This window comes from Bradyrhizobium sp. SZCCHNPS1003 (genome assembly GCF_032381555.1).
Taxonomy (GTDB): domain Bacteria; phylum Pseudomonadota; class Alphaproteobacteria; order Rhizobiales; family Xanthobacteraceae; genus Bradyrhizobium.
Window position 1 is genome coordinate 394,646 of the sequence record NZ_JAUHIU010000003.1, and the last position, 25,928, is coordinate 420,573.

The 25,928-nt window shown below is 65.1% G+C and carries 22 protein-coding genes and 3 tRNA genes; 8 read left to right on the plus strand and 17 right to left on the minus strand.

Annotated elements, in window-relative coordinates; translation table 11 throughout:
* Nucleotides 1-15: 15 nt before the first annotated feature.
* Nucleotides 16-92, minus strand: a tRNA-Asp gene (locus tag QX126_RS07710).
* A 484-nt stretch (nt 93-576) separates the two neighbouring features.
* Between QX126_RS07710 and pepT the strand changes: the two genes are divergently transcribed.
* A complete protein-coding gene (pepT, locus tag QX126_RS07715) occupies nt 577-1,833 on the plus strand; it encodes a peptidase T (protein WP_315780250.1) in 1,257 nt (418 codons plus the stop codon).
* A gap of 6 nt (nt 1,834-1,839) precedes the next feature.
* On the opposite strand, the gene QX126_RS07720 is transcribed toward pepT, so the two are convergent.
* Together QX126_RS07720 and QX126_RS07725 are read right to left on the minus strand one after the other, a co-directional pair.
* Nucleotides 1,840-2,697, minus strand: coding sequence for a class I SAM-dependent methyltransferase (locus QX126_RS07720; protein ID WP_315738275.1), 858 nt, complete (start codon nt 2,695-2,697; stop codon nt 1,840-1,842).
* Between the two features lie 64 nt (nt 2,698-2,761).
* On the minus strand, nt 2,762-3,364 hold the full coding sequence (locus QX126_RS07725) for a hypothetical protein (protein ID WP_315780252.1): 603 nt from the start codon (nt 3,362-3,364) through the stop codon (nt 2,762-2,764).
* Between the two features lie 206 nt (nt 3,365-3,570).
* Here QX126_RS07725 and QX126_RS07730 point away from each other — a divergent pair, with 206 nt between their 5' ends.
* Nucleotides 3,571-4,398 carry a metallophosphoesterase gene (locus QX126_RS07730; RefSeq protein ID WP_315780254.1) on the plus strand — a complete coding sequence of 276 codons (828 nt, stop codon included), beginning with the start codon at nt 3,571-3,573 and terminating at the stop codon, nt 4,396-4,398.
* On the opposite strand, the gene QX126_RS07735 is transcribed toward QX126_RS07730, so the two are convergent.
* The 7 genes from QX126_RS07735 to QX126_RS07765 all read right to left on the minus strand — a co-directional run bounded on the left by QX126_RS07735 (nt 4,337) and on the right by QX126_RS07765 (nt 12,437).
* Nucleotides 4,337-4,822, minus strand: coding sequence for a cyclic nucleotide-binding domain-containing protein (locus QX126_RS07735; RefSeq protein ID WP_315780256.1), 486 nt, complete (start codon nt 4,820-4,822; stop codon nt 4,337-4,339). The two genes, QX126_RS07730 and QX126_RS07735, sit on opposite strands and share 62 nt — an antisense overlap.
* A 337-nt stretch (nt 4,823-5,159) precedes the next feature.
* Nucleotides 5,160-5,236, minus strand: a tRNA-Val gene (locus QX126_RS07740).
* A 184-nt stretch (nt 5,237-5,420) separates the two neighbouring features.
* Nucleotides 5,421-7,844: an endopeptidase La gene (lon, locus tag QX126_RS07745; RefSeq protein ID WP_315738279.1), complete on the minus strand. Its 2,424-nt coding sequence runs from the start codon at nt 7,842-7,844 to the stop codon at nt 5,421-5,423.
* 328 nt (nt 7,845-8,172) lie between these two features.
* On the minus strand, nt 8,173-9,447 hold the full coding sequence (clpX, locus tag QX126_RS07750; protein WP_012044595.1) for an ATP-dependent Clp protease ATP-binding subunit ClpX: 1,275 nt from the start codon (nt 9,445-9,447) through the stop codon (nt 8,173-8,175).
* A gap of 443 nt (nt 9,448-9,890) precedes the next feature.
* Nucleotides 9,891-10,523 (minus strand): ATP-dependent Clp protease proteolytic subunit, encoded by a 633-nt coding sequence (locus tag QX126_RS07755; protein WP_315738280.1) that lies wholly within the window; start codon nt 10,521-10,523, stop codon nt 9,891-9,893.
* 298 nt (nt 10,524-10,821) lie between these two features.
* On the minus strand, nt 10,822-12,180 hold the full coding sequence (gene tig, locus QX126_RS07760; protein WP_315770864.1) for a trigger factor: 1,359 nt from the start codon (nt 12,178-12,180) through the stop codon (nt 10,822-10,824).
* A gap of 172 nt (nt 12,181-12,352) precedes the next feature.
* Nucleotides 12,353-12,437: transfer RNA gene (locus tag QX126_RS07765), tRNA-Leu, on the minus strand.
* Nucleotides 12,438-12,623: 186 nt separating this feature from the next.
* Between QX126_RS07765 and QX126_RS07770 the strand changes: the two genes are divergently transcribed.
* Nucleotides 12,624-13,916: a multicopper oxidase family protein gene (locus QX126_RS07770; protein WP_315780258.1), complete on the plus strand. Its 1,293-nt coding sequence runs from the start codon at nt 12,624-12,626 to the stop codon at nt 13,914-13,916.
* 26 nt (nt 13,917-13,942) lie between these two features.
* Nucleotides 13,943-15,025, plus strand: coding sequence for an enolase C-terminal domain-like protein (locus QX126_RS07775; protein WP_315780260.1), 1,083 nt, complete (start codon nt 13,943-13,945; stop codon nt 15,023-15,025).
* A gap of 144 nt (nt 15,026-15,169) precedes the next feature.
* Here QX126_RS07775 and QX126_RS07780 read toward each other — a convergent pair whose 3' ends face one another.
* Nucleotides 15,170-16,669: an NAD(P)H-hydrate dehydratase gene (locus tag QX126_RS07780; protein ID WP_315780262.1), complete on the minus strand. Its 1,500-nt coding sequence runs from the start codon at nt 16,667-16,669 to the stop codon at nt 15,170-15,172.
* A 539-nt stretch (nt 16,670-17,208) separates the two neighbouring features.
* Here QX126_RS07780 and QX126_RS07785 point away from each other — a divergent pair.
* The 3 genes from QX126_RS07785 (at nt 17,209) to QX126_RS07795 (ending at nt 19,791) form a co-directional block, all read left to right on the plus strand.
* Nucleotides 17,209-17,547 carry a P-II family nitrogen regulator gene (locus QX126_RS07785; protein WP_009027873.1) on the plus strand — a complete coding sequence of 113 codons (339 nt, stop codon included), beginning with the start codon at nt 17,209-17,211 and terminating at the stop codon, nt 17,545-17,547.
* Between the two features lie 222 nt (nt 17,548-17,769).
* Nucleotides 17,770-19,179, plus strand: a complete 1,410-nt coding sequence (gene glnA / locus QX126_RS07790) for a type I glutamate--ammonia ligase (RefSeq protein ID WP_315738286.1) — start codon at nt 17,770-17,772, stop codon at nt 19,177-19,179.
* Between the two features lie 219 nt (nt 19,180-19,398).
* Nucleotides 19,399-19,791 (plus strand): hypothetical protein, encoded by a 393-nt coding sequence (locus QX126_RS07795; protein WP_315738287.1) that lies wholly within the window; start codon nt 19,399-19,401, stop codon nt 19,789-19,791.
* 426 nt (nt 19,792-20,217) lie between these two features.
* Here the strand turns inward: QX126_RS07795 and QX126_RS07800 are convergent, their stop codons facing one another.
* The 3 genes from QX126_RS07800 to QX126_RS07810 form a co-directional block, all read right to left on the minus strand.
* Nucleotides 20,218-20,817, minus strand: a complete 600-nt coding sequence (locus tag QX126_RS07800) for a hypothetical protein (protein WP_315780315.1) — start codon at nt 20,815-20,817, stop codon at nt 20,218-20,220.
* Between the two features lie 34 nt (nt 20,818-20,851).
* Nucleotides 20,852-21,460 carry a hypothetical protein gene (locus QX126_RS07805; RefSeq protein ID WP_315780264.1) on the minus strand — a complete coding sequence of 203 codons (609 nt, stop codon included), beginning with the start codon at nt 21,458-21,460 and terminating at the stop codon, nt 20,852-20,854.
* Nucleotides 21,461-21,543: 83 nt separating this feature from the next.
* Nucleotides 21,544-22,314 carry a gamma-glutamyl-gamma-aminobutyrate hydrolase family protein gene (locus QX126_RS07810; protein WP_315780266.1) on the minus strand — a complete coding sequence of 257 codons (771 nt, stop codon included), beginning with the start codon at nt 22,312-22,314 and terminating at the stop codon, nt 21,544-21,546.
* A 234-nt stretch (nt 22,315-22,548) separates the two neighbouring features.
* Between QX126_RS07810 and QX126_RS07815 the strand changes: the two genes are divergently transcribed.
* A complete protein-coding gene (locus QX126_RS07815; RefSeq protein WP_315738290.1) occupies nt 22,549-23,697 on the plus strand; it encodes an AI-2E family transporter in 1,149 nt (382 codons plus the stop codon).
* 7 nt (nt 23,698-23,704) lie between these two features.
* On the opposite strand, the gene QX126_RS07820 is transcribed toward QX126_RS07815, so the two are convergent.
* The 3 genes from QX126_RS07820 to QX126_RS07830 all read right to left on the minus strand — a co-directional run bounded on the left by QX126_RS07820 (nt 23,705) and on the right by QX126_RS07830 (nt 25,922).
* A complete protein-coding gene (locus QX126_RS07820; RefSeq protein ID WP_315780268.1) occupies nt 23,705-24,874 on the minus strand; it encodes a M20 aminoacylase family protein in 1,170 nt (389 codons plus the stop codon).
* A 161-nt stretch (nt 24,875-25,035) separates the two neighbouring features.
* Complete coding sequence (locus QX126_RS07825) at nt 25,036-25,584, minus strand: phosphohydrolase (protein ID WP_315780270.1); 549 nt, start codon at nt 25,582-25,584, stop codon at nt 25,036-25,038.
* Between the two features lie 35 nt (nt 25,585-25,619).
* Entirely contained in the window at nt 25,620-25,922 is a 303-nt protein-coding gene (locus tag QX126_RS07830; protein ID WP_006611040.1) for an antibiotic biosynthesis monooxygenase family protein, read from the minus strand.
* Between the last annotated feature and the right edge of the window lie 6 nt (nt 25,923-25,928).

Sequence of the window (25,928 nt, forward strand, 5' to 3'; positions counted from 1 at the left end):
AAGCCATTGAAAACATGGCGCGAGAGACGGGGCTCGAACCCGCGACCTCCGGCGTGACAGGCCGGCGCTCTAACCAACTGAGCTACTCCCGCGTGATCGCGAAATCCGCGGAGGAGTGCGACTTAAAGGGGCGATGTTTCGAAGTCAAGGACAATGAACCGATAGCTGTGCGAAGTCCTTGATGAGCGGTCAATCGAGGACGCCGGAGCGCGGTCTCTCTGAGTGGCGTCGGGCATCCGCCGTAAATCGCGCATGATGATGGGCCAAGTCGATGATCCGTCTTTTTTCTTCGGGACCGCAACGGCACGACCGCAAAGGAAGATGAGTTTCGAATCGCCGGACTGGGTATCCTTTAGGTCCCATGCGCGCAGGAGCGCGCAATTCAGCCGCCGGCGGGCGGTACCGATCACAGCGGGTCGCGACGTCTTCCGCAGCAAAGGAGCCGGCGGATGCGCTTTGGTCGGGGGAACCACTGATAGCCTGATGAACCCTGGTATCTGGCATGCAATAACTGATATATTAATATACCGATGCATACGGTAACATATTGTTCCCTCTCCTGTCCTTGTGGTGCACATGTCCGATCCGCTTCGCAGCTACACCCACTCCGTCACCGAGCGTCTGCTCCGTTATGTCGTGATCGACACCCAGTCGGACCCGACATCGCCGACCTGCCCTTCGACGCTCAAACAGAAGAATCTCGGCCGGTTGCTCGCAGCCGAGCTGCAGGCGATGGGCCTCTCGGACGCCCATCTGGACGACCACGGCTACGTCTATGCGACCATCCCGGCCACCACCGACAAGGCCGTGCCGGTGATCTGCTTCTGCTCGCACATGGACACGTCGCCCGACTGCTCCGGAGCCGACGTGAAGCCGCAGATCGTGCGCAACTACCAGGGCGGCGACATCGTGCTGCCTAAGGACCCGAGCCAGATCATCCGTGCGGCCGAGCATCCGGCGTTGAGGGACCAGATCGGCAACGACATCGTCACCACGGACGGTACCACGCTGCTGGGGGCCGACAACAAGGCCGGCATCGCCGAGATCATGGACGCGGCGCAGTTCCTGATCAGCCATCCGCAGATCAAGCACGGCACCATCAAGATCCTATTCACGCCGGACGAGGAGATCGGCCGCGGCGTCGACCGGGTCGACCTGAAGAAGCTCGGCGCCCATTTCGGCTACACGATGGATGGCGAGACCGCAGGCAACATCGAGGACGAGACCTTTGCCGCCGACGGTGCCACCATCCTCATCAACGGTGTCAGCGCCCATCCCGGCTTTGCCAAGGGCAAGATGGAGCATGCCATCAAGATCGCATCTGCGATCATCGAGCGGCTCCCGAAGGATAGCTGCTCGCCGGAAACGACGGAGGGCAAGGAAGGCTTCCTGCATCCGGTCGGGATCTCCGGCGCGCTCGAACAGGCGCGGCTCGATTTCATCGTGCGCGATTTCAGCGAGCAGGGCTTGCGGCAGAAGGAAGCGCTGCTCGAGGACATCGTCAGGGACGTCCTGAAGGACTATCCGCGCTCGAGCTACCGGATGGAGGTTCGGCAGCAATACCGCAACATGAAGGAGGTCATCGATCTGCATCCGGAGATCGTGACCTATGCCGAGGAGGCGATCCGCCGCGCCGGCCTGACGCCGGTCAGGACATCGATCCGCGGCGGGACCGATGGTTCGCGGCTGTCGTTCATGGGCCTGCCCTGCCCCAACATCTTCGCCGGCGAGCATGCCTTCCACTCGCGTCTCGAATGGGTCAGCGTCCAGGACATGGAGAAGGCGGTGCAGACCATCGTCCATCTGGCGATGATCTGGGAAGAGCAGTCCTGAGCGCCGTCAGGCGCGCGCCGTCACCAGCCAGATCGAGCCGGCGAGCGTCACGCTGTCGCCGCGTACATACTGCGTCAGCAGCTCGCGGACCGACTGCCGCGCCGCATCGCGCGTCTCCTGGGGATGCCCCTCCAGCGCGCGGCTGGCGGGGCCGATCTCGAAGGCCGATTGTACGGCCGCATCGAGCCCCTTGCCGATCGCGACGTCGAGCGACAGCGCATGTGCCTCCAGCGCGACGTCGCTGAAGCCGGCCTCGCCCAGGATGCGCGTCACCCGCGCTTCCGATGCGAAGGCAAACGGACCGGGATCGTCGGGCGCCATCTCCGGCAGCTTCGGGACGTGGCGATAGACCGCCTGCAATGGCGCGATCATCCAGGGATTGGCCTTCGGCTCGCGCCAGCAGGCGAATACGACCCGGCCGCCCGGCTTCAGCGCGCGGCGGATGTTGGCGAACGACGCCACCGGATCGGCGAAGAACATCACGCCGAACCGCGACACCAGCAGATCGAAGCTCGCCGGCGCGAACGGATGCACGGTCGCGTCGGCCAGCACGAACTCGGCGGGAAGCCCGGCCGGCGCCACCGCGCGCGCCCGCTCCAGCATTGGGGCGGAAATGTCGACCCCGAGCACATGCCCGCCAGGCGCCACCTGCCCGGCCAGCGCGATCGACAGGCCGCCACAACCGCAGCCGATATCGAGCACACGATCACCCGGCTTGGCCGCGATGCGGTCGATCAGGATCTGCGACACCGGTGCGAGCAGGATGTCCTGCGCCTCCTGGCGATCGGACCAGCGCTGGCCGCCCGGCCCGTTCCAATAGGCGATCTGGTCGGCGTTGCGCTCGTCCCCTGCCGGCAATTGCATGATGTGCCCTGTCTGATTGAGGTCATCGCAAGAGCCGGCATGGCGCATGCAGCCGCCTGTCCTGTCAAGGCACGAGGCCGCGATGCGCTCGAGGAAGAAAGTGGGCCGGTTCTGACCACGGTTCGGAGAGACTTTCGCCGACGGCGAGAGCGCTCCAACGTCGGCTCAGCCGCGCGAACTCCTGTCGGATGGCGTCGCGCCGCATCGGCGTGTAGGCCGCGCGCTCCTCCGCTGACATCCCATTTAGCAGGCTGCGCGCCGACGGTGCCATCTCGGCCCCGCGCGCCCGCAGCGCCGGATCGTCAGCCTGCTGCAGCCAGTCCTGCCAGCACACATAGGTGGCGCGCTCGGAGCGGGCATAGTCCTCGCTGCGTTCCGGCATCAGGCGCTGGTCCCTGGTCTCATGCCTGCGACGCAGCCGCGCGGCCTCGCGGGACGAGGTCGCATGCGGGACCAAATGAAAAGTCCCGGCCGTGCCGCCGGCCGCGAGCCGCCCGAACACGGCGCCGTCAATCCCGAGATGCTTTTCGACGATGAAGTGTTGCAGATCATGCGGCATCCAGGGATCGAAGCCAGGCGCCGGGCTCATTTCGAGGGTGCGTCCATCACCGAGCGTCGCGCGCACCGCGTAGCGGCGCTCGCCGGTGCGGACGAAGGAAACAGTCATGGGCGGTCGCGGACGACGAGACATGGGACACTCGCAATTGGCAGCTGCGGCTGAAAAACGGCCCCATCATACCGCCGCGGGCGAGGGATCGATAGATGCGCGCGGACCTGCTGGCGAGCGCAGCAGCGCAATGCAATAGCGGGACAGCCTCTGGTCTCGCTGGTTCTGGTCTCGCTCTTGCTTCGATCAGGCGCGTCAGGAGCCACATGCGCACTCTCATCGTTGCCGATCTTCATTACTCGCTGCCGCAGTTCGACTGGCTGGTGGCGGCTGCCGATCATTTTGATGCGGTGGTGTTCGCCGGCGATGCGCTCGATCTCGCCTCGATCGTCGACATTCGCGCCCAGATCGTGGTCGTGAAGACATATCTCGTGCTCCTGGCGGCCAAGACGCGGGTCATGATCTGCTCGGGCAATCATGACCTGGAGGAGCGCAGCCCGGATGGCGAGAAGATCGCGGCCTGGATCGGGACGGTCCGCGAGCTCGGCATCGCGGCCGACGGCGATGACGTCCTGATCGGCGATACGCTGTTCTCGCTTTGCCCATGGTGGGACGGTCCGCTGGTCAAGGCCGCGATCGGACGCCAGCTCGATGCCGCCGCGACGCGCGACGCAGCCCGCTGGATCTGGGTGCATCATGCGCCGCCGGCCAACTCGCCGGTGAGCTGGGGCGGCAAGCGCTTCTTCGGCGACACCGAGCTCGAAGGCTTCATCGCGCGGCACCGCCCGGCGATGGTGATCTCCGGCCACGTCCACCAGTCGCCGTTCATCAAGGACGGGTCCTGGTTCGATCGCGTCGGTGAGACTTGGGTGTTCAACACCGGACGGCAGCCCGGGCGACCGCCGACCTACATGGTGCTCGACACCGATGAAGGGCGCGCCTTCTGGTTGGCGGCCGGGCAAGCCGAATGGATCGATCTCGCCGGCCCGCTGCAACGCCCGGCGCAACCCGTAACGGCGGCGCCGGACTGGCTCAGAGTCGTGGATCGGATTCCAGATCCGTTCCTGGCGAAACCTGCTGCGGCGGCAGGTTGATCATGCTCTGCAGCACCTCGCCGACCATCGAAAGATGGGTGCCATGGCCGGCATATTGCCGCTTCAGGTCGGCGAGATAGCTGTTGGCGACGTTCAGGCGCTGCGCCAGCATGCGCGCAATCGCGAGCGTCGCCTCGGGATTTTCAGCCAGGAAGCGCCGAGCGTCGGGAATTTCGTAGATCAGGCAATCCGCGGCGGCGCGCACGGTCGCCGTGTGAGGCTGCTCAAGCAGCAGCGACATTTCACCGAACAGCGCGCCCGGCTCCGACACGACCGCCACCGTGGCGCCGGCCTTGATCACCTCCAGCCGCCCCTCGAGCAGGATGTAGAGATGCCCGGTGCTATGCCCCTCCTCGAGCAGCATGGTGCCCGCCGGAATGGCACGCTCATGTCCGCCGGTGCAGTGGCGCAGGAAGTCGGTCATCGGTTCGCCCGCGATGTTTCACTCCGCGCGCCAAGCTAGCCGAAGAACGGTTCATCGCCACGCGAAATCGTCCGGGCGCTTCGCACCAGCCGTCGCAAAGGATTTTAAACCCCTGTCCGAATTGAGCACTCGGCGGCGCCATCATCGTGATCGGGACGTGGGTTTGGCTCAGCCGCCGAGGCTCGATGGCAAGGTGGCTCAGCTTTACGAGAGCAGCAAATCGATGAAACCCGACGCACAAACGCGCTTCTGGAGAGCATCGCCATCAGCTTGGAAAATCGACGCGCACGACAATAGCAGCGTCACCATTGCGAGGGTGCGTCCCAGCGGATGCTAATGGTAGGCGGCGAGAGATTCGAACTCCCGACCCTCTCGGTGTAAACGAGATGCTCTAACCAGCTGAGCTAGCCGCCCTCACGTCGCGCTTCTTTACCCCCTGCCCGATCCTCAATCAACGCCGGAACCACGCGGCGGCAGCGAGAAACCGCCGCAGCGGGAACGGTGGGGGCAGACCACGCACGCTCGAAGGGTCGGTGGTTCGATCTCCCAACGAAAACGGCGCCCTGACGGGCGCCGTTTCCTTGGATCAGTTCAGTCCTCAGTGGGCGGTCAGGCCGCCGGCGGCTTCGTCGCCATCGGCCTTCACTGGCACCTTGGTGTCCTCTTCCCAGACGATCGGCACCGGCTTGCGGACCAGGGCCCGGGCGACGACGTCGTCGAGACGGGACACCGGGATGATGTCCATGCCGCCCTTGATCGCATCGGAGATCTCCGTGAGATCCTTGGCGTTGTCCTCGGGGATCAGCACCGTCTTGATGCCGCCGCGGGCAGCGGCCAAGAGCTTCTCCTTCAGACCGCCGATCGGCAGCACGCGACCACGCAAGGTGATCTCGCCGGTCATCGCGACGTCGTGGCGGATCGGAATGCCCGTCATGACCGAGATGATTGCGGTTGCCATCGCGACGCCCGCCGACGGACCGTCCTTCGGGGTCGCCCCCTCCGGAACGTGGACGTGGATGTCGCGGCGGTCGAACATCGGCGGCTCGATGCCGTAGACGATCGCCCGCGAGCGGACGTAGGACGCCGCCGCCGAGATCGACTCCTTCATGACGTCGCGCAGATTGCCCGTCACCGTCATCTTACCCTTGCCGGGCATCATGACGCCTTCGATCGTCAGCAGCTCGCCACCGACATCGGTCCAGGCCAGGCCCGTCACGATACCGACCTGATCGTCGCTCTCGATCTCACCGAAGCGATACTTCGGCACACCCAAGAATTCCTCGACGGCCTTCTCGGTGACCTTCACCGACTTCTTCTTGGACATCATGAGCTCCTTCACGGCCTTGCGGGCCAGTGTGGAAATCTCACGCTCCAGGTTACGCACGCCCGCCTCGCGGGTGTAGCGCCGGATCACGAGCAGCAGCGCGTCGTCGTCGATCGACCACTCCTTCGAATCCAGGCCGTGCTTCGACAGCGCGGACGGGATCAGATGCTTGCGGGCGATCTCGAGCTTTTCGGTCTCGGTGTAGCCCGCGATGCGGATGATCTCCATGCGGTCCATCAGCGGGCCGGGAATATTCAGCGTATTCGCGGTCGTGATGAACATCACGTTCGACAGGTCGTAGTCGACCTCCAGATAGTGGTCGTTGAACGTCGTGTTCTGCTCGGGGTCCAGAACCTCCAGCAGCGCCGACGACGGGTCACCCCGGAAGTCCGAGCCCATCTTGTCGATCTCGTCCAACAGGAAGAGCGGGTTCGAGGTCTTGGCCTTGCGCATCGACTGGATGATCTTGCCGGGCATCGAACCGATATAGGTCCGGCGATGACCGCGGATCTCCGCCTCGTCGCGCACGCCGCCCAGCGACACGCGAACGAACTCGCGGCCGGTGGCCTTCGCGATCGACTTGCCGAGCGAGGTCTTGCCGACGCCGGGAGGTCCGACCAGGCACAGGATCGGGCCGGTCAGCTTGTTGGCGCGCGACTGCACCGCCAGATACTCGACGATGCGATCCTTGACCTTCTCCAGCCCATAGTGATCCGCATCCAGAACCGCCTGCGCGGCCTCCAGATCCTTCTTCACCTTGGACTTCTTGTTCCACGGGATCGACAGCAGCCAATCCAGATAGTTGCGCACGACGGTCGCTTCCGCAGACATCGGCGACATCTGGCGCAGCTTCTTCAGCTCGTGCTGCGCCTTCTCTCGTGCTTCCTTGGAGAGCTTGGTCTTGTTGATGCGCTCTTCCAGATCGGCGAGCTCGTCGCGGCCGTCCTCGTCACCCAGCTCCTTCTGAATGGCCTTCATCTGCTCATTCAGGTAGTACTCGCGCTGGGTCTTCTCCATCTGGCGCTTGACGCGCGAGCGGATGCGCTTCTCGACCTGCAGCACCGAGATCTCGCTCTCCATCAGGCCCAGCACCTTCTCCAGGCGCGTGGTGACGGACAGCGTCTCCAGGATGCCCTGGCGATCGGCGATCTTGACGGCGAGATGCGAGGCGACGGTGTCGGCCAGCTTGCCGAAATCGGTGATCGACTGAACGACGCCGACGACTTCGGCGGAGATCTTCTTATTCAGCTTCACGTAGCTTTCGAAGTCCGACACGACGGACCGCCCGAGCGCTTCGGCCTCGACCGACTTCGCATCGGTATCCTCGAGCGCAACGGCAGTGGCTTCGTAGTAGTCGGCACGATCGGTGTACTTCTCGACGCGCGCGCGCTCCAGACCCTCGACCAGCACCTTCACGGTGCCGTCGGGCAGCTTGAGGAGTTGCAGCACGCTGGCGAGCGTCCCGGTCTCGTAGATAGCATCCGCAGCTGGATCATCGTCGGACGCGTTCTTCTGCGTCGCCAGCATCACCAGCGCGTCGTTCTTCATCACCTCTTCGAGCGCGCGGATCGATTTCTCGCGGCCGACGAACAGCGGAACGATGTTGTGCGGGAAGACGACGATGTCGCGGAGCGGCAGAACCGGATACGCGTGGCTCTCGCCGTAGACGATGGTCGGCCGGGGTTTGGGGGTCGTCATGGCCTGTTCCTTTTGTTTAGCCCCCTTGCACGCAGTCCGCCATCGTGCGCAACCGCCACAAGGTGCGATCTGATCCGGACATCACTGACGCGTCGATATCGCCCGCTTGTTTCGGATCGTTTGTTGAGGCGAATCCCGGGATTGAGATTTGTATCGCCACGCGACATTAGGTGGCTATCGACCCGGGGGGTGTCAAGTATCGGTAAACACCCGCCAAAAATGGCTCTACGCGGCGGGACGCTGAAACGCTGCGATGCCGCGGACATGATGTCCGCAGCGATCGCCGATCTAACAAATCGAGGTCTTCTGTCTCTCGTGCCAGCGCGCCTCACGCGCTGGCGCTGCTTTCCACCGCACGATCGGACCGATCGGCGTAGATGTAGAGCGGACGGGCCGTGCCCTCGACCACTTCGCGCGAGATGACCACTTCCTCGACGCCCTCGAGACCCGGCAGGTCGAACATCGTCTCGAGCAGGATGCTCTCGAGGATCGACCGCAGGCCACGCGCGCCGGTCTTGCGTTCGATGGCCTTGCGCGCCACTGCGCCCAGCGCCTCGTCGGCGAAGGTGAGCTCGATGTTCTCCATCTCGAACAGCCGCTGATACTGCTTCACCAGCGCGTTCTTGGGCTCGGTCAGGATCTTCTTCAGCGAGTTCTCGTCGAGATCCTCGAGCGTCGCCACGACCGGCAGACGGCCGACGAACTCGGGGATCAGGCCGTACTTCAGGAGATCCTCAGGCTCGACGTGACGGAAGATCTCGCCGGTACGGCGGTCTTCCGGCGCCAGAACCTGGGCGGCGAAGCCGATCGAGGTCGACCGGCCGCGCGCCGAGATGATCTTCTCCAGTCCGGAGAACGCACCACCGCAGATGAAGAGGATGTTGGTGGTGTCGACCTGGAGGAACTCCTGCTGCGGGTGCTTGCGGCCGCCCTGCGGCGGAACCGACGCAACCGTGCCCTCCATGATCTTGAGCAGCGCCTGCTGGACGCCCTCGCCCGACACATCGCGGGTGATCGACGGATTGTCCGACTTGCGACTGATCTTGTCGATCTCGTCGATGTAGACAATGCCACGCTGCGCGCGCTCGACATTGTAGTCGGCCGCCTGCAAGAGCTTCAGGATGATGTTCTCGACGTCCTCACCGACATAGCCGGCCTCGGTCAGGGTCGTCGCATCCGCCATCGTGAACGGCACGTCCAGGATGCGGGCGAGCGTCTGGGCGAGCAACGTCTTGCCCGAGCCGGTCGGACCAATCAGCAGGATGTTCGACTTCGCGAGCTCGACGTCCGAGTGCTTGGTCTGATGGTTCAGCCGCTTGTAGTGGTTGTGGACGGCGACCGACAGCACCTTCTTCGCATGGTTCTGGCCGATGACGTAATCGTCCAGGACCTTGCAGATCTCCTTCGGGGTCGGAATCCCGTCGCGCGACTTCACCAGCGAGGACTTGTTCTCCTCGCGGATGATGTCCATGCAGAGTTCGACGCACTCGTCGCAGATGAAGACGGTTGGACCTGCGATCAGTTTGCGGACTTCGTGCTGGCTCTTGCCGCAGAACGAGCAATATAGCGTGTTCTTCGAGTCGCTCGTGCCGACCTTACTCATTCCTGTCTCCGTCCGCGGTTCGCTCTTGTCCGCTCGTTCGTTCCGATCCGGCACGGGCCGGACCAGACTGGTGAAAGAGCAAATTTCGTACCAAAATTAACACCTTGTTCTTCACCCGTCGTGCACCGACGACCTACGCGAATCCCCCACGATCCATAACTGGACACTCTAGCCAATCATGCTGTCATCCGACTATCAAGAATTCGCTAATCGAAGCACAGACCCTAGACCGTGACATTACCGTGATTTTGGGGCTTGACACGGTAAGAACACGCGAAATCAGCGAAGCGTTGCGTGTTTGCCACGCCTATTTGCCGGCCGCACGGCAGGGTTGCGGCCCTTTTGGGACCCCACCTTGGTACCTTTGCCGGCCCGAGCCGGCAAAGGCGATGCTGTTGCGTTCCGAGGCCCGTCAATCGGACCCCGCCTCGATCACGGACGGCTCACTTGCCCATCGCCGCCGGATCCTCCGGCCGCTTGTCGAGAACCTTGTCGATCAGGCCGAACTCCTGGGCCGCTTCCGCCGTGAGGAATTTGTCGCGCTCCAGGGCGTCCTCGATCGCCTTGTAAGACTGGCCGGTGTGCTTGACGTAGATCTCGTTCAGCCGCTTCTTCAGGTTCAGGATCTCCTGGGCGTGCAGCATGATGTCGGTCGCCTGGCCCTGGAACCCGCCGGACGGCTGATGCACCATGATGCGCGAGTTCGGCAGCGAGAAGCGCATGTCCTTGTGGCCGGCACAGAGCAGCAGCGAGCCCATCGAAGCCGCCTGGCCGGTGCACAGCGTCGACACCGCCGGACGGATGAACTGCATCGTGTCGTAGATCGCGAGGCCCGACGTCACCACGCCACCGGGCGAGTTGATGTACATCGCGATTTCCTTCTTCGGGTTCTCGGCCTCGAGGAACAGGAGCTGCGCGACGATCAGGGTCGCCATGCCGTCCTCCACCGGACCGGTCACGAAGATGATGCGCTCCTTCAGGAGGCGTGAGAAGATGTCGTAGGCGCGCTCACCGCGGTTGGTCTGTTCGACCACCATGGGCACAAGGTTCATATAGGTTTCGACGGGATCGCGCATGAATCACCCAAGGGTTGGACCAGCAGTTGAGACGACCGGCCGCCGCAGGTGAGGCTCATTTCAACGAGCAGCGACGGACAGGTGTCCCGTGATGCAGAACTTCAAGACCGAGCTCACAGATATGGACCAATTCGCCGGTGACAAGACCGGGTCCCCTGGCCAGCCGCGAGCAAGGTCGTTGCGCTGTTCAAGCTGATTCCCGCGGCGGCGGCCAGCGCCTGAACCGGGCCGACCGGCGCTTTCGCCGGTCAACCTTAATCACGCGCTTATGTCGCGAACCCTACGATGGGCGACCTGTTCAGGCCGCCTTGTCGCTGTCGTCGTCCTTGAACAGCTCGTCCTTGGAGACCTTCTTCTCGGTCACGTTGGCGAGCTCGAGGATGAAGTCGACGACCTTGTCCTCGTAGATCGGCGCGCGCAGCTGCGCGAGCGCCTGCGGGTTGTTGCGATAGAAGTCCCAGACCTCCTTCTCGCGGCCCGGCATCGAGCGCGCGCGCTCCATCACGGCGCGGCCGACCTCGTCGTCGGTCACGGTGATCTTGTTCTTCTCGCCGATCTCCGACAGCACGAGGCCGAGACGGACGCGGCGGTCGGCGATGGTGCGGTACTCGTCCTTCGCCTTGTCCTCGGTGGTGTTCTCGTCGGCGAAGGTCTTGCCGCTGGAGTCCATCTCGGCCTTGACCGAGTTCCACATCAGGTTGAACTCCTCGTCGATCAGCGACGGCGGCGCATCGAACTTGTGGGTCTCGTCGAGACGGTCGAGCAGCGCGCGCTTGACACGCTGGCGGGTCGCCTGGCTGAACTCGCCGGCGAGGCGGTCGCGCATCAGCTGCTTCAGCTTGTCGAGCGACTCGAGGCCGAGCGTCTTGGCGAACTCATCGTCCACCACCTTGTCCTCCGGAGCCTCGACCGCGGTCGCCGTGGTCTCGAACTCCGCGGCCTTCCCCGCGAGCTCGTTGTTGAGATAGTTGGTCGGGAACGTCACCTTGAGCGTGCGGGTCTCACCGACGCCGATCCCGATCAGTTGGTCCTCGAAGCCGGGAATGAAGGTGTTCGAGCCGATCACGACATCGATGCCCTCACCGGTGCCGCCCTCGAAGGCGACGCCATCGATCGTGCCCTTGAAGTTGATCTTCACCCGGTCGCCGCTCTCGGCCTTCGCGCCCTCGGCCTTCGCGGCGTAGCTGCGGTTGGCATCGGCCAGGCGCTTGATCGCCTCGTCGACATCGGCGTCGGTGATGTCGGCCACGGGCTTCTCGACCGAGAAGGTCTTGAAGTCGGCGAGCGCAATCGCCGGCACGACCTCGACGGCCACGGTGTAGGTCAGGTCGGACTGGCCAGCGAGGATCTTCTCGACCTCGGCCTCCTCCGTCGGCATCGTCACCTTCGGCTCGGTGGCGAGGCGGAACCCGCGCTCGGTGAAGATCTGCGTGTTAGTGTCGCGGATGGTCTGGTCGATGGTCTCGGCCATGACCGACTTGCCATAGATCTTCTTCAGATGCGCCACCGGCACCTTGCCGGGGCGGAAGCCGTTGATGCGGACCTTGTCCTTGAGATCGACCAGCTTGGCATCCGCCTTGGCGTCGAGATCCGCCGCCGGAACGCTGATCTGGAACTCGTGCTTCAAGCCTTCCGACAAGGTTTCTGTGACCTGCATGGCGTCAATCTTCTTCCGCTTCGGTCCGAACCCTTGCGATCCGGACACATCTGACTCAATTGTGGACGACGCGCGGCAAAGGGCCTTGCGTCGGTGGGATCGGCGGCCCCGCTTCTCTGTCCGAGAGGGCGGGTCTGCCGGTAAAACTTGGGGCAAACGCCGGAGAAGCGCTTGGTGCGGGCGGAGGGACTCGAACCCCCACAACTTTCGTCACTGGAACCTAAATCCAGCGCGTCTACCAGTTCCGCCACGCCCGCGTGAACTGCATCGATAGCCCGGCCGCGGTGCCGCGGGCGGCGCGGCTTATACCACGCACGAAACCGTCCGCAGCAAAAAAATGGGCTGTCGAAAGCACCACCGGCAGGCCGATCGACCGTGTCGCACGCACAGATAAGGGAAAACAACATGATCCGCATCCCCCTCATCGCACGATGTTTTGTCGCATGACGGAACCGTCCGAGGGGCTCAGCCGCCGTGCCCTGCTCGGCGGCCTCGCCGCAGCCGGCGCGGCCTCGTTTGCTCGCCCGGCTCCGGCCGCTGGCCGAATCTCGGTTTCCTTGGACGCTCGCGGCGAATCTCTCGCGCTGAGCCCGGGACGTTCACCGAGCCCGCTATGGCGGCTGGCTGCACCGGTTCCGGTGGTCCGGCTCGCACGCGGCACGGCGCTCGATCTGGACCTTTCGAATGGCCTTTCGATCCCGGCCGCGCTGTCCAGTCGCGGCCTCACTTTGCCCGCACCGCTGCTGGCGCAGGCGGAGATCGGCCCCGGCGGCCGGGCCACCATTCCAGCCTTGGCGTCGCGCGCCGGGACCGGCCTGCTCGACCTGCGGCTGCTCGCCGACGCCGTGCCGATCCGGCCGCTCCCTGTCATCGTCGACGAAGCCGAGACGGTAACTGTCGACCACGACGAAATTCTCCTGGTCGAGGACTTCAGGCTCGCGGCGGACGGAACCGCGGTTGCGCCACGAACCGAGGCGAGAGACGCCGACCCCCTTTACACCGTCAATGGGCACATCCAGCCGGAGATCGCGCTGCGAACCCATGCGCGGGTCAGGTTGAGGTTCATCAATGGCTGTCAACGCGCTGTGATCGCGATCAAAATCGCCGACCTCGACGCCGTCCGCGTGATGGCCATCGACGGCCAGCCGGCCGAGCCTTTCCTGGCTCGAAACGGCGCGGTGGTGCTGCCGCCCGGCGGCCGCACCGACGTCTTCCTCGACATGCCCGCCGCCAAGACAACGCTGGCCATGCTGCTGCACGACGGCAGCAATGCGCGTCCCCTCGCGCGGCTGGTGGCGTCGAGCGAGCCGCCGCTCCGTGCCGCCCCGTTGCCGCCGGCGCCGCCTTTGCCTTCGAACGGTTTGCCGGACAAGCTGGACCTGAGGACCGCCGCTCGGGCCGAGCTCACGCTCGACGGCGCCGGCTGGCAACCGCCCGCCGCGTTCAACGCCGCCGGCGCCCCCACCTTCCAGGCCAAGGCCGGCCAAGCGGTCGTGCTGGCATTGGCAAACAAGAGCGCCGGCACCCATGTGGTCCACCTTCATGGCCAGCCGTTCCGGTTGCTCGACCGGCTCGACGATGGCTGGAAGCCCTATTGGCTCGACACGCTGGCGCTGGAGGCCGGCCAGACCCAGCGCATTGCATTCCTTGCCGAGCAATCAGGCCGATTCCTGGTCGAGAGCACGGCGACCAACTGGGCGGCGCCGCGCCTGCTGCGGTGGTATGAGATCCGGTGAGGAACGAACCTGAGGGAACAGTCCCCATGACCACTGCCGCCATCACCGGGGTCACGGCACGCGCCGTGATCACGCCCATGAAGCGCCCCTTGCGCAACGCGTTCGGCATCATCGACTCTGGACCGCTGGTGCTGATCGACGTCGCAACCGATCAGGGGGTTACCGGCCATTCCTACCTGTTCGCTTACACCAGGCTCGCCTTGAAACCGCTGCTGCATCTGGTCGAGGAGATCGGCCGCGAGCTCAAAGGCCAAGCGCTGGTCCCGTTCGACCTGATGAAACTCATGGACGCCAAATTCCGCCTGCTCGGCTGGCAGGGTCTCGTCGGCATGGCCGTCTCGGGCCTCGACATGGCGTTCTGGGATGCGCTCGGTCAGCTCGCGGGCAAGCCCGTGGTCGAGCTGCTCGGCGGCACCGCGCGACCAATTCCGGCCTATGACAGCTATGGCGTGCTCGATGCCAAGGACGACGAGCGCACCTTGCGCGCCGCGCGCGACGAGCACGGTTTCCGCGCCATCAAGACCAAGGGCGGTCATGGCGATCTCGCGACCGACGAAGCGATGATCAAGGGCCTGCGCGCCCTGCTCGGTCCGGACATGGCGCTGATGCTCGACTTCAACCAGTCGCTCGATCCGACGGAAGCCACGTGCAGAATCACGCGCCTTGCTGCCTACGACCTGACCTGGATCGAGGAGCCGGTGCCGCAGGAAAACCTCTCCGGCCATGCCCGGGTGCGCGAGCGCTCGGAGATCCCGATCCAGGCCGGCGAGAACTGGTGGTTTCCGCGCGGCTTTGCCGAGGCGATCGCGGCCGGCGCCTCCGACTTCATCATGCCCGACCTGATGAAGGTCGGCGGCATCACCGGCTGGCTCAACGTCGCAGGGCAAGCCGACGCAGCCTCGATCCCGATGTCGAGCCACATCCTGCCCGAGGCGAGCGCGCATGTGCTGGCGGTGACGCCGACGGCGCACTGGCTGGAGGTGCTGGACTTCGCCGGCGTCATTCTGGCCGAGCCGCTGCAGGTGGTGGACGGCAAGGTCACGGCACGCGGGCCGGGTCTTGGGCTCGCGTGGAACGAGAACGCGGTCGCGAAGTATCAGGTGCAGTGAGCCCGAAACACGCGCTGCCGCCCTGCCCTGAGCCGTCATCGCCCGGCTCGACCGGGCGGTCCAGTACGCCGAGACGCTGATTGTCACGTCGATGGGCCGCGGAGTACTGGATGCCCGCCTCCGCGGGCATGACAATCTTTGCCGTCAATACTCGACGCCGAACCGGTCAAACAGCCGCCGGAACACCGCAGGCAAGGTCTCCGTCAGATCCTCCGCGATCAGCCCCGGCCCCGCCTCGTTGCCCGCCTCGCCATGCATCCAGACGCCGATGGTGGCGGCTTCGAACGCCGGCACGCCCTGCGCCAACATTCCGGCGATGATGCCGGCGAGCACGTCGCCGGCGCCGGCGGTGGCGAGCCAGGGCGGCGCATTGGCGGCGATCGCGGCGCGGCCGTCGGGCGCGGCCACTGTCGTGTCGGCACCCTTCAGCAGCACCACGGCGCCACAGCGCGCGGCAGCCGCGCGCACGCGCTCCAGCTTGGAGCGGCCGGGATGCTTGTTGCTGAGATCCGAGAACAGGCGCGGGAATTCGCCCTCGTGCGGCGTCAGCACGATCTGCGCGTCGGCCATCGCCCTGATCTGCTCGAACAGCCGCTCCGGCGCATCGGCGAAGCTCGTCAATGCGTCTGCATCGAGCACGAGATGACGCTGCGCCGACAGCGCGGTGAAGACGAGGTCGCGCGTGCGCTCATTGACGCCCGTTCCGGGCCCGATGATGCAGGTGTTGTAACGCTTGTCGCCGAGCAGCTCGCCGAACTCGATCGCGGTGTCGGCGGCGCGCACCATCACCGCCGTCAGCGCCGCCGCATTGACCGCGAGCGCATCGCGCGGCGAGGCCAGCGTGACCAGACCGGCGCCGGCCCGCAACGCGGCGCGCGCGGCCATCCGCGCCGCGCCTGTCGCGGCGACGTCGCCAGACATCGCGAGCACATGGCCACGCGCGTATTTGTGGCCGTCGATAACAGGCACGGGAAAGCGGCCCTGCCAGAGTTCGGGTTCGTTCTCGAAGGCCTGCGGCCTGATCTCAGCGAGCACCTGGGGATCGATGCCGATGTCGGCGAGCCGGACGCGCCCGCAATGCTGGCGGCCCGGCAGCAGCAGGTGCGCTGGCTTCTTGCGGAAGAAGGTCACCGTCTCGGTGGCGCGGACCGCAATGCCCATCACCGCAGCCGTGGTGCCGTTGATGCCGCTCGGCAGGTCGACGGCGAGCACCGGCGCGCCATTGCCGTTGATCGCTGCGATGACGTCATGGGGCTCGCCGGTGACGGGCCGGCTGAGACCGGCGCCGAATAGCGCGTCGATGATCAGCGCCGGCTTGCCGATCGCCTGCGGCGTGAACGGCAGCACCGGAAACTTCCAGCCCTTGGCGGCGGAGGCCGCATCGCCATGCAGCGCGTCGCGCTCGCACATCAGGATGACCGACACGTCCCTGCCCTGCGCGGCGAGCTCGGCCGCGGCAACGAAGCCGTCGCCGCCATTGTTGCCCGGCCCGCACACGACCACGATCGGCCCGGTCTCGACCAGGTCCATGGCCGCCTCGGCCACCGCCTGTCCGGCACTCAGCATCAGCGAAAAGCCCGGCGTGCCGGCCGCGATCGTCAGCCGGTCGGCGCGCTCCATTTCGCTCGTGGTCAAGATTTCCATAAACCGCTCTCGTCTCCAGCCACCGTCTTGCGCCGGCGGCCTGATGTCGTCCCCATGGCCTCGCAGGGGACGTCGGCGCCCCGTTCCTCGGAACCGGTGCGCGCGAATCCCGCGCTTCCTATTGCCGCGCCGGCCCGCAACTTCCAAGGGCGCTGCACATCTGGCAAGGCGCGACGAAACCCGGCACGTCGCCTTTTCCCTGGGCATTTCGGACAGCGCCCGGCTCCGCCGTCAAGACCTGCACAACGTTTGATCTGTTTGCCTAATCTCAAGGCTCCGGTATTCTAGACGTTCCTTGAGGGAATCGTCGGGTGCTCGTGAAATGCCTGATTATCGGCTCGATTTGGGCCCGTTAACGACTTGGCATAGACCCTGCTTTTGTGGAGCCACTTCGGCACGGGGCAAGTCGGGCAGTCAATCACCGGGCCTCCGCCGGAGAGTGTCGGGCCCGGTAACGAAATGATCGAACGACCTGCGCGTGCGCGCAGCCTGACGATGACCCACCTGTTGTTTATAGCGGAATGCCCGGGAGGCGCTCAGTGAAGAAGATCGAAGCCATCATCAAGCCGTTCAAGCTCGACGAGGTGAAGGAGGCGCTTCAGGAAGTGGGACTTCAGGGCATCACCGTCACCGAAGCGAAGGGTTTCGGCCGGCAAAAAGGCCATGCCGAGCTCTACCGGGGCGCCGAATACATCGTCGATTTCCTGCCCAAGGTGAAGATCGAGATCGTGATCGGCGACGACCTGGTCGAGCGCGCGATCGAGGCGATCCGCCGCGCCGCCCAGACCGGCCGCATCGGCGACGGCAAGATCTTCGTGTCCAACATCGAGGAAGCCATCCGCATCCGAACCGGAGAATCCGGGCTGGACGCGATCTAGCCCGACCGCAGGCCTGGAACGGACCGTCCGCTCCAGGCCCCGCACGGAACGTTTGCTGCGCCAGCAGCCCCTACGGCAGCTCAAGTGTCCTCTGCGAGGCGCTTGCACGCGGCCGTTTTGCCGTTTCCGATGTTGTCTTGGCCCCCGCACGAGGCTATGGAGCATGACCCGCGGACGCCGTCCCGCGCCGGGCCGTGACGTTATAAGCCAAGAGGGGTATTCATGAAGACCGCCAAGGACGTCTTGAAAGCAATCAAAGACAACGACGTCAAATACGTCGACCTCCGCTTCACCGACCCGCGGGGCAAGTGGCAGCACGTCACCTTCGACGTCAGCATGATCGACGAAGACATTTTTGCCGAAGGCACGATGTTCGACGGCTCCTCGATCGCCGGCTGGAAGGCGATCAATGAATCCGACATGTGCCTGATGCCCGACCCGGTCACCGCGACGATCGATCCGTTCTTCGCCGAAACGACCATGATCATCACCTGCGACGTGCTCGAGCCGACCACCGGCGAGCCGTACAACCGTGATCCCCGCGGCATCGCCAAGAAGGCCGAGGCGATGGTGAAGTCGATGGGCGTGGGCGACAGCGTGTTCGTCGGTCCCGAAGCCGAGTTCTTCGTGTTCGACGACGTCCGCTACAGCTCCTCGCCCTACAACACCGGCTTCCGCCTCGACTCCTCGGAGCTGCCGACCAATTCCGACACCGAGTATGAAGGCGGCAATCTCGGCCACCGCATCCGCACCAAGGCCGGCTACTTCCCGGTGCCGCCGCAGGACTCGGTGCAGGACATGCGCTCGGAGATGCTCGGCGCCATGGCCCGCATGGGCGTCAAGGTCGAGAAGCACCACCACGAGGTCGCTTCCGCCCAGCACGAGCTCGGCATGAAGTTCGACACGCTGACCTTAATGGCCGACCAGATGCAGATCTACAAGTACTGCATCCACCAGGTCGCGCACATCTACGGCAAGACCGCCACCTTCATGCCGAAGCCGGTCTATGGCGACAACGGTTCGGGCATGCACGTCCACCAGTCGATCTGGAAGGACGGCAAGCCGGTGTTCGCGGGCAACAAATATTCCGACCTGTCGGAGACCTGCCTGTCCTACATCGCCGGCATCATCAAGCACGCCAAGGCCATCAACGCCTTCACCAACCCGTCGACCAACTCCTACAAGCGTCTAGTCCCGGGCTATGAGGCGCCGGTGCTGCTCGCCTACTCCGCGCGCAACCGCTCGGCGTCCTGCCGCATCCCCTACACCTCCTCGCCGAAGGCCAAGCGCGTCGAGGTCCGTTTCCCCGATCCGCTCGCCAACCCCTATCTCGGCTTTGCCGCGATGCTGATGGCCGGCCTCGACGGCATCAAGAACAAGCTCGATCCGGGCCCGGCGATGGACAAGGACCTCTACGACCTGCCGAAGGAAGAGCTGAAGCAGATCCCGACCGTCTGCGGCTCGCTCCGTGAGGCGCTCGAGAACCTCGACAAGGACCGCGCCTTCCTGAAGGCCGGCGGCGTGTTCGACGACGACTTCATCGACAGCTACATCGCGCTGAAGATGACCGAGGTCGAGCGCTTCGAAATGACCCCGCACCCGGTCGAGTTCGACATGTACTACTCGGGCTAAGGCCCGATAAGATCGGCGGATGACGACACCAGGGCGCCCCTTGCGGGGCGCCCTTTTCGTTGGTGTCGCAGTGCCGTGCTGGCGAATGCCAAGGCCGGCATGAGCGCCAGAACGGCGGTACGACATTCCGCCCAATGACGAATAGGGACAGGCGCAAGGAATAGATCGGGCCGGAATGAGTTTCTATCCCTGTGATCCACATGCATTGGGAGATTTCGAATGACCAAGCTTTCGATCTCGCGCCTCTTCCTGACCGCCGCAATCTCACTCGCGGCGATCTCGTCCGCCAGCGCGGCGCCTCCAACCAAGAGCGGCAGCAGCACGAAGGGCGACATCCTCACCGACAACAAGGGCATGACGCTCTACACGTTCGACAAGGACGTCGACGGCAAATCAGCCTGCAACGGTCCCTGCGCGACCAACTGGCCGGTCCTGAAAGCCGAAGCCAGCGACAAGGCCGACGCCAACTACACCATCATCACCCGGGACGACGGCTCCAGGCAGTGGGCTTACAAGGGCAAGCCGCTCTACACCTTCGCCAAGGATCAGAAGCCCGGCGACATCACAGGCGACGGCTTCCTGAACAACGCCTGGCATCTCGCAAAGCCCTGATCGCAGCCGCGCTCTCGCCACGCGCGGGACGAGCTGTACGGATTGGGCTTGGCCGTAGGAGACGGCCACTCTCGGAGAATCCGCCGGACGCGCCTGCGACCGGCGCCCATTGACGAGCGCTGCGTTGTCGTGGCTATCGAGAAATGCGGCAAGCTTTCCTGATGGAGATCTTGCCGCACCACCCCTGCCCCCAGCGCCCTTCACCGGGCGCCTTTTGTTGGTGGCTGCTCATCTGCGATGATCCAACGGGACTCGTCCTTCGAGACGCTTGGCTATCGCCAAGCTCCTTAAGGATGAGGAGATGGAGGTCGCGCGCAAGGCCGCGGTTTCTCCTCGTGGTGAGGAGCGCCCGTGAGTCAATGAGATCATCCGACAGAAGTGCGCGCGCCGTCTCGAACCATGAGGCCCGAGGGCGCAACTCAGCCGCTATTTCTCGGGAAAGCTCACCACGATCTGCTCGACCACCGGTCCCCATTTGCGCAACTCCGCCTTGTCGGATGCGATGCGATCACCGATCGGATTTCCCTCGTGGTCGTCACTGCCGAAGCGAACGCTGACGGAGCATCCACCCGGCAAAGGACGGCTCAGCGTGCCGCCTTTCCAGTCGACAACGAAGCCGCCACCATCGGTGAAGAACTCGCGGATCAGAAACGGCCTGCCATTGATCTTCTGCACCTCGGCCAAGGTCGAGCCGAGCGTCACGCCGGCAACATTCCAGTGACTCGTCTTGGAGTCGATCAAGGTGAGACGTGACACCCGCTGCATCGTCTCGTCAGCAAAGCCGATCTCGATACGCCGGTCCGGCGCTTTTGGCGACAGCACGACGCCTTGATAAGTGATGTCCTCCACCCCGGTGAACAACTGGTCGTCAGTCACCGCCTCCTGGCCGTAGCGCTGCATCAGGCTCTTGGCGGAGTCCGTGACCGACACCGGCGAGGTGCAGGTGATCGGCCCCTCGGCAGGCGGCGCGGTCTGTGCCCATGCCGGCGCAGCCAGAAGCATCAACAACAAGCTCGTTCGGCGCATGCTCATCCCGGTCAATCCTGCGACTATGAAGCCATCACTTCGCGGCGAAATTGATGCCGATCTCCGTGACGACGGGCGCGAATTTGACGAGCGCCGGATTGTCGGACGACACCTTCACGCCATCGCCCGAGAGCGCTCGCGGTGGGTCCTTGTCCCTGCCGAAGCGCACCGTGACCGAGCAGCCGCCCGGCAGGATGCGTCCCAGCGCGCCGTTCTTGAAGTCGGTGACGAAGCCGCCATAATCCCAGCCGAAGCCTGAGACGACGAACGGCTTGCCGTTGGCCTTCTGGACCGCGGCGAGGCTCGCGCCGATGGTGATGCCCGCAACGCTCCAGCGGCTGGTCTTGGCCGTGTCGCGCAAGGTCAGCCCGGACACCGTCGCGATCTTGTCGTCGATGAAGGCGACCTCGATGCGCCGGTCCAGCGCCCGCGGAAACAGCACGAGACCCTTATAGGTCCCGCCTTCGGCGCCGGGGAGATCCTGAAACACGGCCTCATCGCCGTAGCGCTGCTTGAGACTCTTCACGGTGTCCGTCGCCGCCACGGGCAGCGTGCAGGTGATCGGTCCTTCAATGGGCAGCGCGGTCTGGGCGAAGGCCGGAGCGGCGAGGAGCAGAGCTGCAGCAGTCAGGACGTGGCGCATCCGGGCTTCCTTGTGACGAGCTCACGATGAGGCGTCTCTGCAGCTTCGTCTGCCGCGCCGGAAATCCGGTTCAGTCCCGGCCTTCAGGATGACAGATGGCGCTTCTTGACCGCCGCCCCGAACGCCTCGAATAGCTTGCGGTTGATCGGGTTCTTCTGCGGGTCATATTCGGCGTGCCATTGCACGCCCAGCGCAAAGCTCGGCGCGTCGGCGATGCGAATGGCCTCGATGGTGCCGTCCTCGGCGATGCCCTCGATCACGACGCGGTTGCCCGGCTCCAGGATGCCTTGACCATGCAGCGAATTGACCTTGATAATGTCGCAGCCGAGGATGCCGGCGAAGGCGCCGCCCGGCGTCAGCTTGACCTCGTGGCGATCGGCGAAGATGACGGTCGGATCGGGATGGATCTCACCGTTCTCCAGCCGGGGCATGCGATGGTTCATGCGGCCGGGAATCTCGCGGATCTCCGGATGCAGCGAGCCGCCGAAGGCGACGTTCATCTCCTGCAGGCCGCGGCAGATGCCAAACAGCGGGATGCCTCTGGAGACGCAGGCCTCCGACAACTGCAGCGCGACCTCGTCGCGGTGGATGTCGTAGGGCTCGTGCTTGAGGCTCGGCTCGGTGTTGAAGCGGGTCGGATGCACATTGGCGCGGGCGCCGGTCAGCACCACGCCATCGACGACATCGAGCAGCGCGGCGATGTCGGTGATCTCGGGAACGCCGGCAAACATCAGCGGCAGCGCGCCCGCGACCTCGGCCACGGCGCTCAGGTTGCGCTCGCCCACCATCTGCACGGTGAACCTGTTCTCGACGCGATGGCTGTTGCCGATCACGCCGACCACCGGACGTTTCATTGCTTTCGTTTCTCTCCCTTTTGTCCGGCCTTCGGCTGCCGCATCCGCCAGTCCGGCAGGCACAAATCATGCCTGCGTCGCACGGCAGGATCAACATATGGCCACGCGGGTCCCCAATGCCAATTGCGGACACCCCCGCAAGCGTCCTGCAGCGCCCCACTTCCCCAAGCCTGCGCTTGATCCGCCAGCCGTTTTCGCCAATGTGTGGGGGCCGATCAGCACAGAGGATGCCTCATGACCGCCCCCGCCGACCCACGCCTCCAGGCCCGCAGCGACCTGGCCTGGGCCATTGCCGTGGGCGGCATCGGGGTAGCCCTGTTCATGGCCGGCATGGCCTTCACCTGGTATTACGCGGCTGCGATCTTCCTGTTGTTCGCGGGCATGCTGCTCGGCGTCGCGCTCAACGCGATGACCAGCCTGCTCGGCCGCGTGCTGCCCTGGCCGCATCCGGCGCGGCTCGTCATCGTCTGCTTGGCCCTCGCGGCCGTGCTCGTCGGCATCGTCTTCCTCGGCGGCACCACCATCGCGGACCAGGCCAAGGTGCTGAGCGATACGATCAAGTCGCAGCTCGGCAACATCAAGGGCTTCCTCGACCGCAACGGCATCGACACCAGCTTCTTCGACTTCAACGCCGCGAGCACGGCCACATCCGCGCCTGATGGCGGCTCGACCACACCGACACAGACGCCGTCCCATGGCCTGCCGGGCGGCCTGCCCTCGCCGAGCGCGCTGGCCTCCTCCGGCGGCGCCATCGTCAGCCAGACCTTCAAGCTGCTGCTCGGCACCGTCAGCGCCGTCGGCAACTTCTTCATCGTGCTGTTCTTGGGATTGGCCTTCGCGGCCCAGCCGGCGGTCTACCGCAGCGGATTGCTTTTCCTGGCGCCGGCGAAGTACCGGGACCAGGCCACCGTGATCGTGGACCGCATCAGCTACACGCTGGAACGCTGGCTGATCGCCCAGATCACGACGATGTTCGCCGTGTTCCTCGTCACCTGGATCGGCCTCGCCATCATCGGCGTGCAGAGCTCGTTCATCCTCGGCATCCAGGCCGGCCTGCTGGCGTTCATTCCGACCGTCGGCGCCATCATCGCCGGCGTCATCGTGGTGCTGGCGAGCCTCGCCTCGGGCTGGGTCGCGGCCGTCTCTGCCTTCGTGCTGTTCCTCGGCGTGCACGCGATGGAGAGCTACGTGCTGACGCCGCTGATCCAGCGCCAGGCACTGGACATCCCGCCGGCCACGCTGTTTGCGTTCCAGATCCTGCTCGGCATCGTGTTCGGCGTCTGGGGCCTGACCCTGGCGCTGCCGCTGATGGCGATCGCCAAGGTCATGATCGACTATTTCAAGAGCGACCGCCGCACCGAGGACGCCGCGGCCGCGATCTGAGGCCCGCTCAGCCGGCCGGCATCGCGGTCTCGACCAGCTTGGCCCAATAGCTGATGCCGTGCGGGATCACCTCGTCGTTGAAATCATATTCCGGGTGATGCACGCCCGCCCCCTCGCCGATGCCCATGAACACGAACGCGCCGGGCCGCGCCTGCAGCATGTAGGCGAAATCCTCGCCGCCGAGCCGGGGCGGCATATCGGTGATGACCTGCTCCGGCCCGACGACGCTGCGCGCCACGTCGGCTGCGAACGCGGTCTGCTCCGCGTGATTGATGACGACCGGATAGCCCCATTCATAGTCGATCTCCGCCTCGACGCCCATCCCGCTCGCGAGCGCCGTCACGAGGCCCTTGAAGCGCTCGTCCATCAAACGGCGGATGTCCTCGTCGAGCGTGCGCACGGTGCCGCCGATGATTGCGGTCTGCGGAATGATGTTGTCGGCGGTCGTCCCCGCGTGAAAGCGCGTGATCGACAGCACCGCGCTTTCGACCGGATCGACGTTGCGCGCCACGATCGTCTGCAGCGCGGTCACGATCTGCGCGCCGGCGATGATCGGATCGACGCATTTGTTCGGCCGCGCGGCATGGCCGCCGAGGCCCTTCAGGCGCACCTCGAAGGTGTCGGCGGCGGCCATCACGGCGCCGGTGCGCGTCGCGACAGTCCCGAGCGGCAGACCCGGCGCGTTGTGCAGGCCGTAGACCTCCTCGATGCCGAAGCGCTCCATCAGGCCGTCCTCGACCATGGCACGGCCACCGGCCCCGCCCTCCTCGGCCGGCTGAAAGATGACGATGGCCGTGCCGGCGAAGTTGCGCGTCTCGGCGAGATAGCGCGCCGCGCCCAGCAGCATCGCGGTGTGGCCGTCATGGCCGCAGGCGTGCATCCGGCCCGGAATGGTGGACTTGTGCGGGATGTCGCTGATCTCCTGCAGCGGCAGCGCGTCCATGTCGGCACGCAGGCCGATCACACGCTGCGACGGCTCGCGCCCGCGGATGACGCCGACGACGCCGGTCCTGCCGATACCGCTGACGACCTCGTCGACACCGAACGAGGCCAGCAGCTCGGCGACACGCGCGGCCGTCCGATGCACCTCGTAGAGCAGCTCGGGATGCTGGTGGAAATCGCGGCGCCAGACCTTGGCGTCTTCCGCCAGCTCGGCGGCGCGGTTGATGATCGGCATGACGGAGTTCCAGAAAATGAGGAGCACGCCATGGCGACGCGCATGTCATCTCATTGCATGTCGAGCCGCAGCAAAAGACAAGCCACATTCGCTCATGCGATGCTGCGCAGGCTGCATTGCCGCAGCGATGCGGCCGCTCGAAATGCCTGAGCTGATCCTGCCTATGATCGAAGATCGCTCAGCTCGCGCGCGAGGTTGGCCCGCGCCTTCTGGTCGAGGGCAGCGGCAAAGCCCGCATCCGGATAGATCACGGGGCGCGCCGCGAACCGCTCCAGCACGGCCGCGCGCCCGGCGCGGTAGGCGTCGTCCGGCACGTGCGCATATTCGCGCCGGATCGCATCCGCATAGGCGTCGTAGCCGGCCTCATCGGTGCCGAGAATGGCGAGATCGATCGAGACGAGCAGCGCGCCCAGCCGATCGCCGGGCGCGACATCGTGCGTCCGGGTCAGCCGGATCAGGCGTCCGACCTCGTCGCGCAGCTCGGGCGCGACGTGACGCTCGGCAAGGATGGCGCTCTGCTCCTCATTGTCGGAGCGCGTGGGATCATACACGACGTCGTGCCACCAGATCGCGAGGGTCAGGATCTCGCGGTCGCGGACGCTGAGGTCCGCGACGCGATCGAGCTGGGCCAGGCAGTCCCGGACGTGGCGAAGATCATGGTAGTGCCGTCCGGCGGCAGCGTAGGCTTCGACCAGATCGTCATGCGTCATGATGGTGTTCCGCGGCGAGCAGCGCTGGCGCGGCCTCAGCCGGCCGAAGTCAGCACCGTCTCGGTGTGCTCGACATCCGGAGGACTGGCAAAATACTGCCCGACTAGGCCGCGCCATTCGGTGAAGTTCTCCGAGCCGCGGAAATCGACCGTGTGGTTTTCGAGCGTCTCCCACTTCACCATCAGGCGGTAGCGCTGCGGCTTCTCGATCGATTTGTGCAGCTCGAAGCCGTGAAAGCCCTTGGAGCGGCCGAAAGCAGCGCGTGCTTTCGCGACCGCGGCCTCGAAATCCTTCTCCGTGCCCGGCTTGACGTCGATCTGGGCGATTTCCGTGATCATGTTCTG

Excerpts from the sequence above, each read along its gene's own strand:
- pepT (WP_315780250.1), top strand. The coding sequence starts at position 577 with ATGTCCGATCCGCTTCGCAGCTACACCCACTCCGTCACCGAGCGTCTG.
- QX126_RS07720 (WP_315738275.1), bottom strand. The coding sequence starts at position 2,697 with ATGCAATTGCCGGCAGGGGACGAGCGCAACGCCGACCAGATCGCCTAT.
- QX126_RS07725 (WP_315780252.1), bottom strand. The coding sequence starts at position 3,364 with ATGACTGTTTCCTTCGTCCGCACCGGCGAGCGCCGCTACGCGGTGCGC.
- QX126_RS07730 (WP_315780254.1), top strand. The coding sequence starts at position 3,571 with ATGCGCACTCTCATCGTTGCCGATCTTCATTACTCGCTGCCGCAGTTC.
- QX126_RS07735 (WP_315780256.1), bottom strand. The coding sequence starts at position 4,822 with ATGACCGACTTCCTGCGCCACTGCACCGGCGGACATGAGCGTGCCATT.
- lon (WP_315738279.1), bottom strand. The coding sequence starts at position 7,844 with ATGACGACCCCCAAACCCCGGCCGACCATCGTCTACGGCGAGAGCCAC.
- clpX (WP_012044595.1), bottom strand. The coding sequence starts at position 9,447 with ATGAGTAAGGTCGGCACGAGCGACTCGAAGAACACGCTATATTGCTCG.
- QX126_RS07755 (WP_315738280.1), bottom strand. The coding sequence starts at position 10,523 with ATGCGCGATCCCGTCGAAACCTATATGAACCTTGTGCCCATGGTGGTC.
- tig (WP_315770864.1), bottom strand. The coding sequence starts at position 12,180 with ATGCAGGTCACAGAAACCTTGTCGGAAGGCTTGAAGCACGAGTTCCAG.
- QX126_RS07770 (WP_315780258.1), top strand. The coding sequence starts at position 12,624 with ATGACGGAACCGTCCGAGGGGCTCAGCCGCCGTGCCCTGCTCGGCGGC.
- QX126_RS07775 (WP_315780260.1), top strand. The coding sequence starts at position 13,943 with ATGACCACTGCCGCCATCACCGGGGTCACGGCACGCGCCGTGATCACG.
- QX126_RS07780 (WP_315780262.1), bottom strand. The coding sequence starts at position 16,669 with ATGGAAATCTTGACCACGAGCGAAATGGAGCGCGCCGACCGGCTGACG.
- glnA (WP_315738286.1), top strand. The coding sequence starts at position 17,770 with ATGAAGACCGCCAAGGACGTCTTGAAAGCAATCAAAGACAACGACGTC.
- QX126_RS07795 (WP_315738287.1), top strand. The coding sequence starts at position 19,399 with ATGACCAAGCTTTCGATCTCGCGCCTCTTCCTGACCGCCGCAATCTCA.
- QX126_RS07800 (WP_315780315.1), bottom strand. The coding sequence starts at position 20,817 with ATGCGCCGAACGAGCTTGTTGTTGATGCTTCTGGCTGCGCCGGCATGG.
- QX126_RS07805 (WP_315780264.1), bottom strand. The coding sequence starts at position 21,460 with ATGCGCCACGTCCTGACTGCTGCAGCTCTGCTCCTCGCCGCTCCGGCC.
- QX126_RS07810 (WP_315780266.1), bottom strand. The coding sequence starts at position 22,314 with ATGAAACGTCCGGTGGTCGGCGTGATCGGCAACAGCCATCGCGTCGAG.
- QX126_RS07815 (WP_315738290.1), top strand. The coding sequence starts at position 22,549 with ATGACCGCCCCCGCCGACCCACGCCTCCAGGCCCGCAGCGACCTGGCC.
- QX126_RS07820 (WP_315780268.1), bottom strand. The coding sequence starts at position 24,874 with ATGCCGATCATCAACCGCGCCGCCGAGCTGGCGGAAGACGCCAAGGTC.
- QX126_RS07825 (WP_315780270.1), bottom strand. The coding sequence starts at position 25,584 with ATGACGCATGACGATCTGGTCGAAGCCTACGCTGCCGCCGGACGGCAC.
- QX126_RS07830 (WP_006611040.1), bottom strand. The coding sequence starts at position 25,922 with ATGATCACGGAAATCGCCCAGATCGACGTCAAGCCGGGCACGGAGAAG.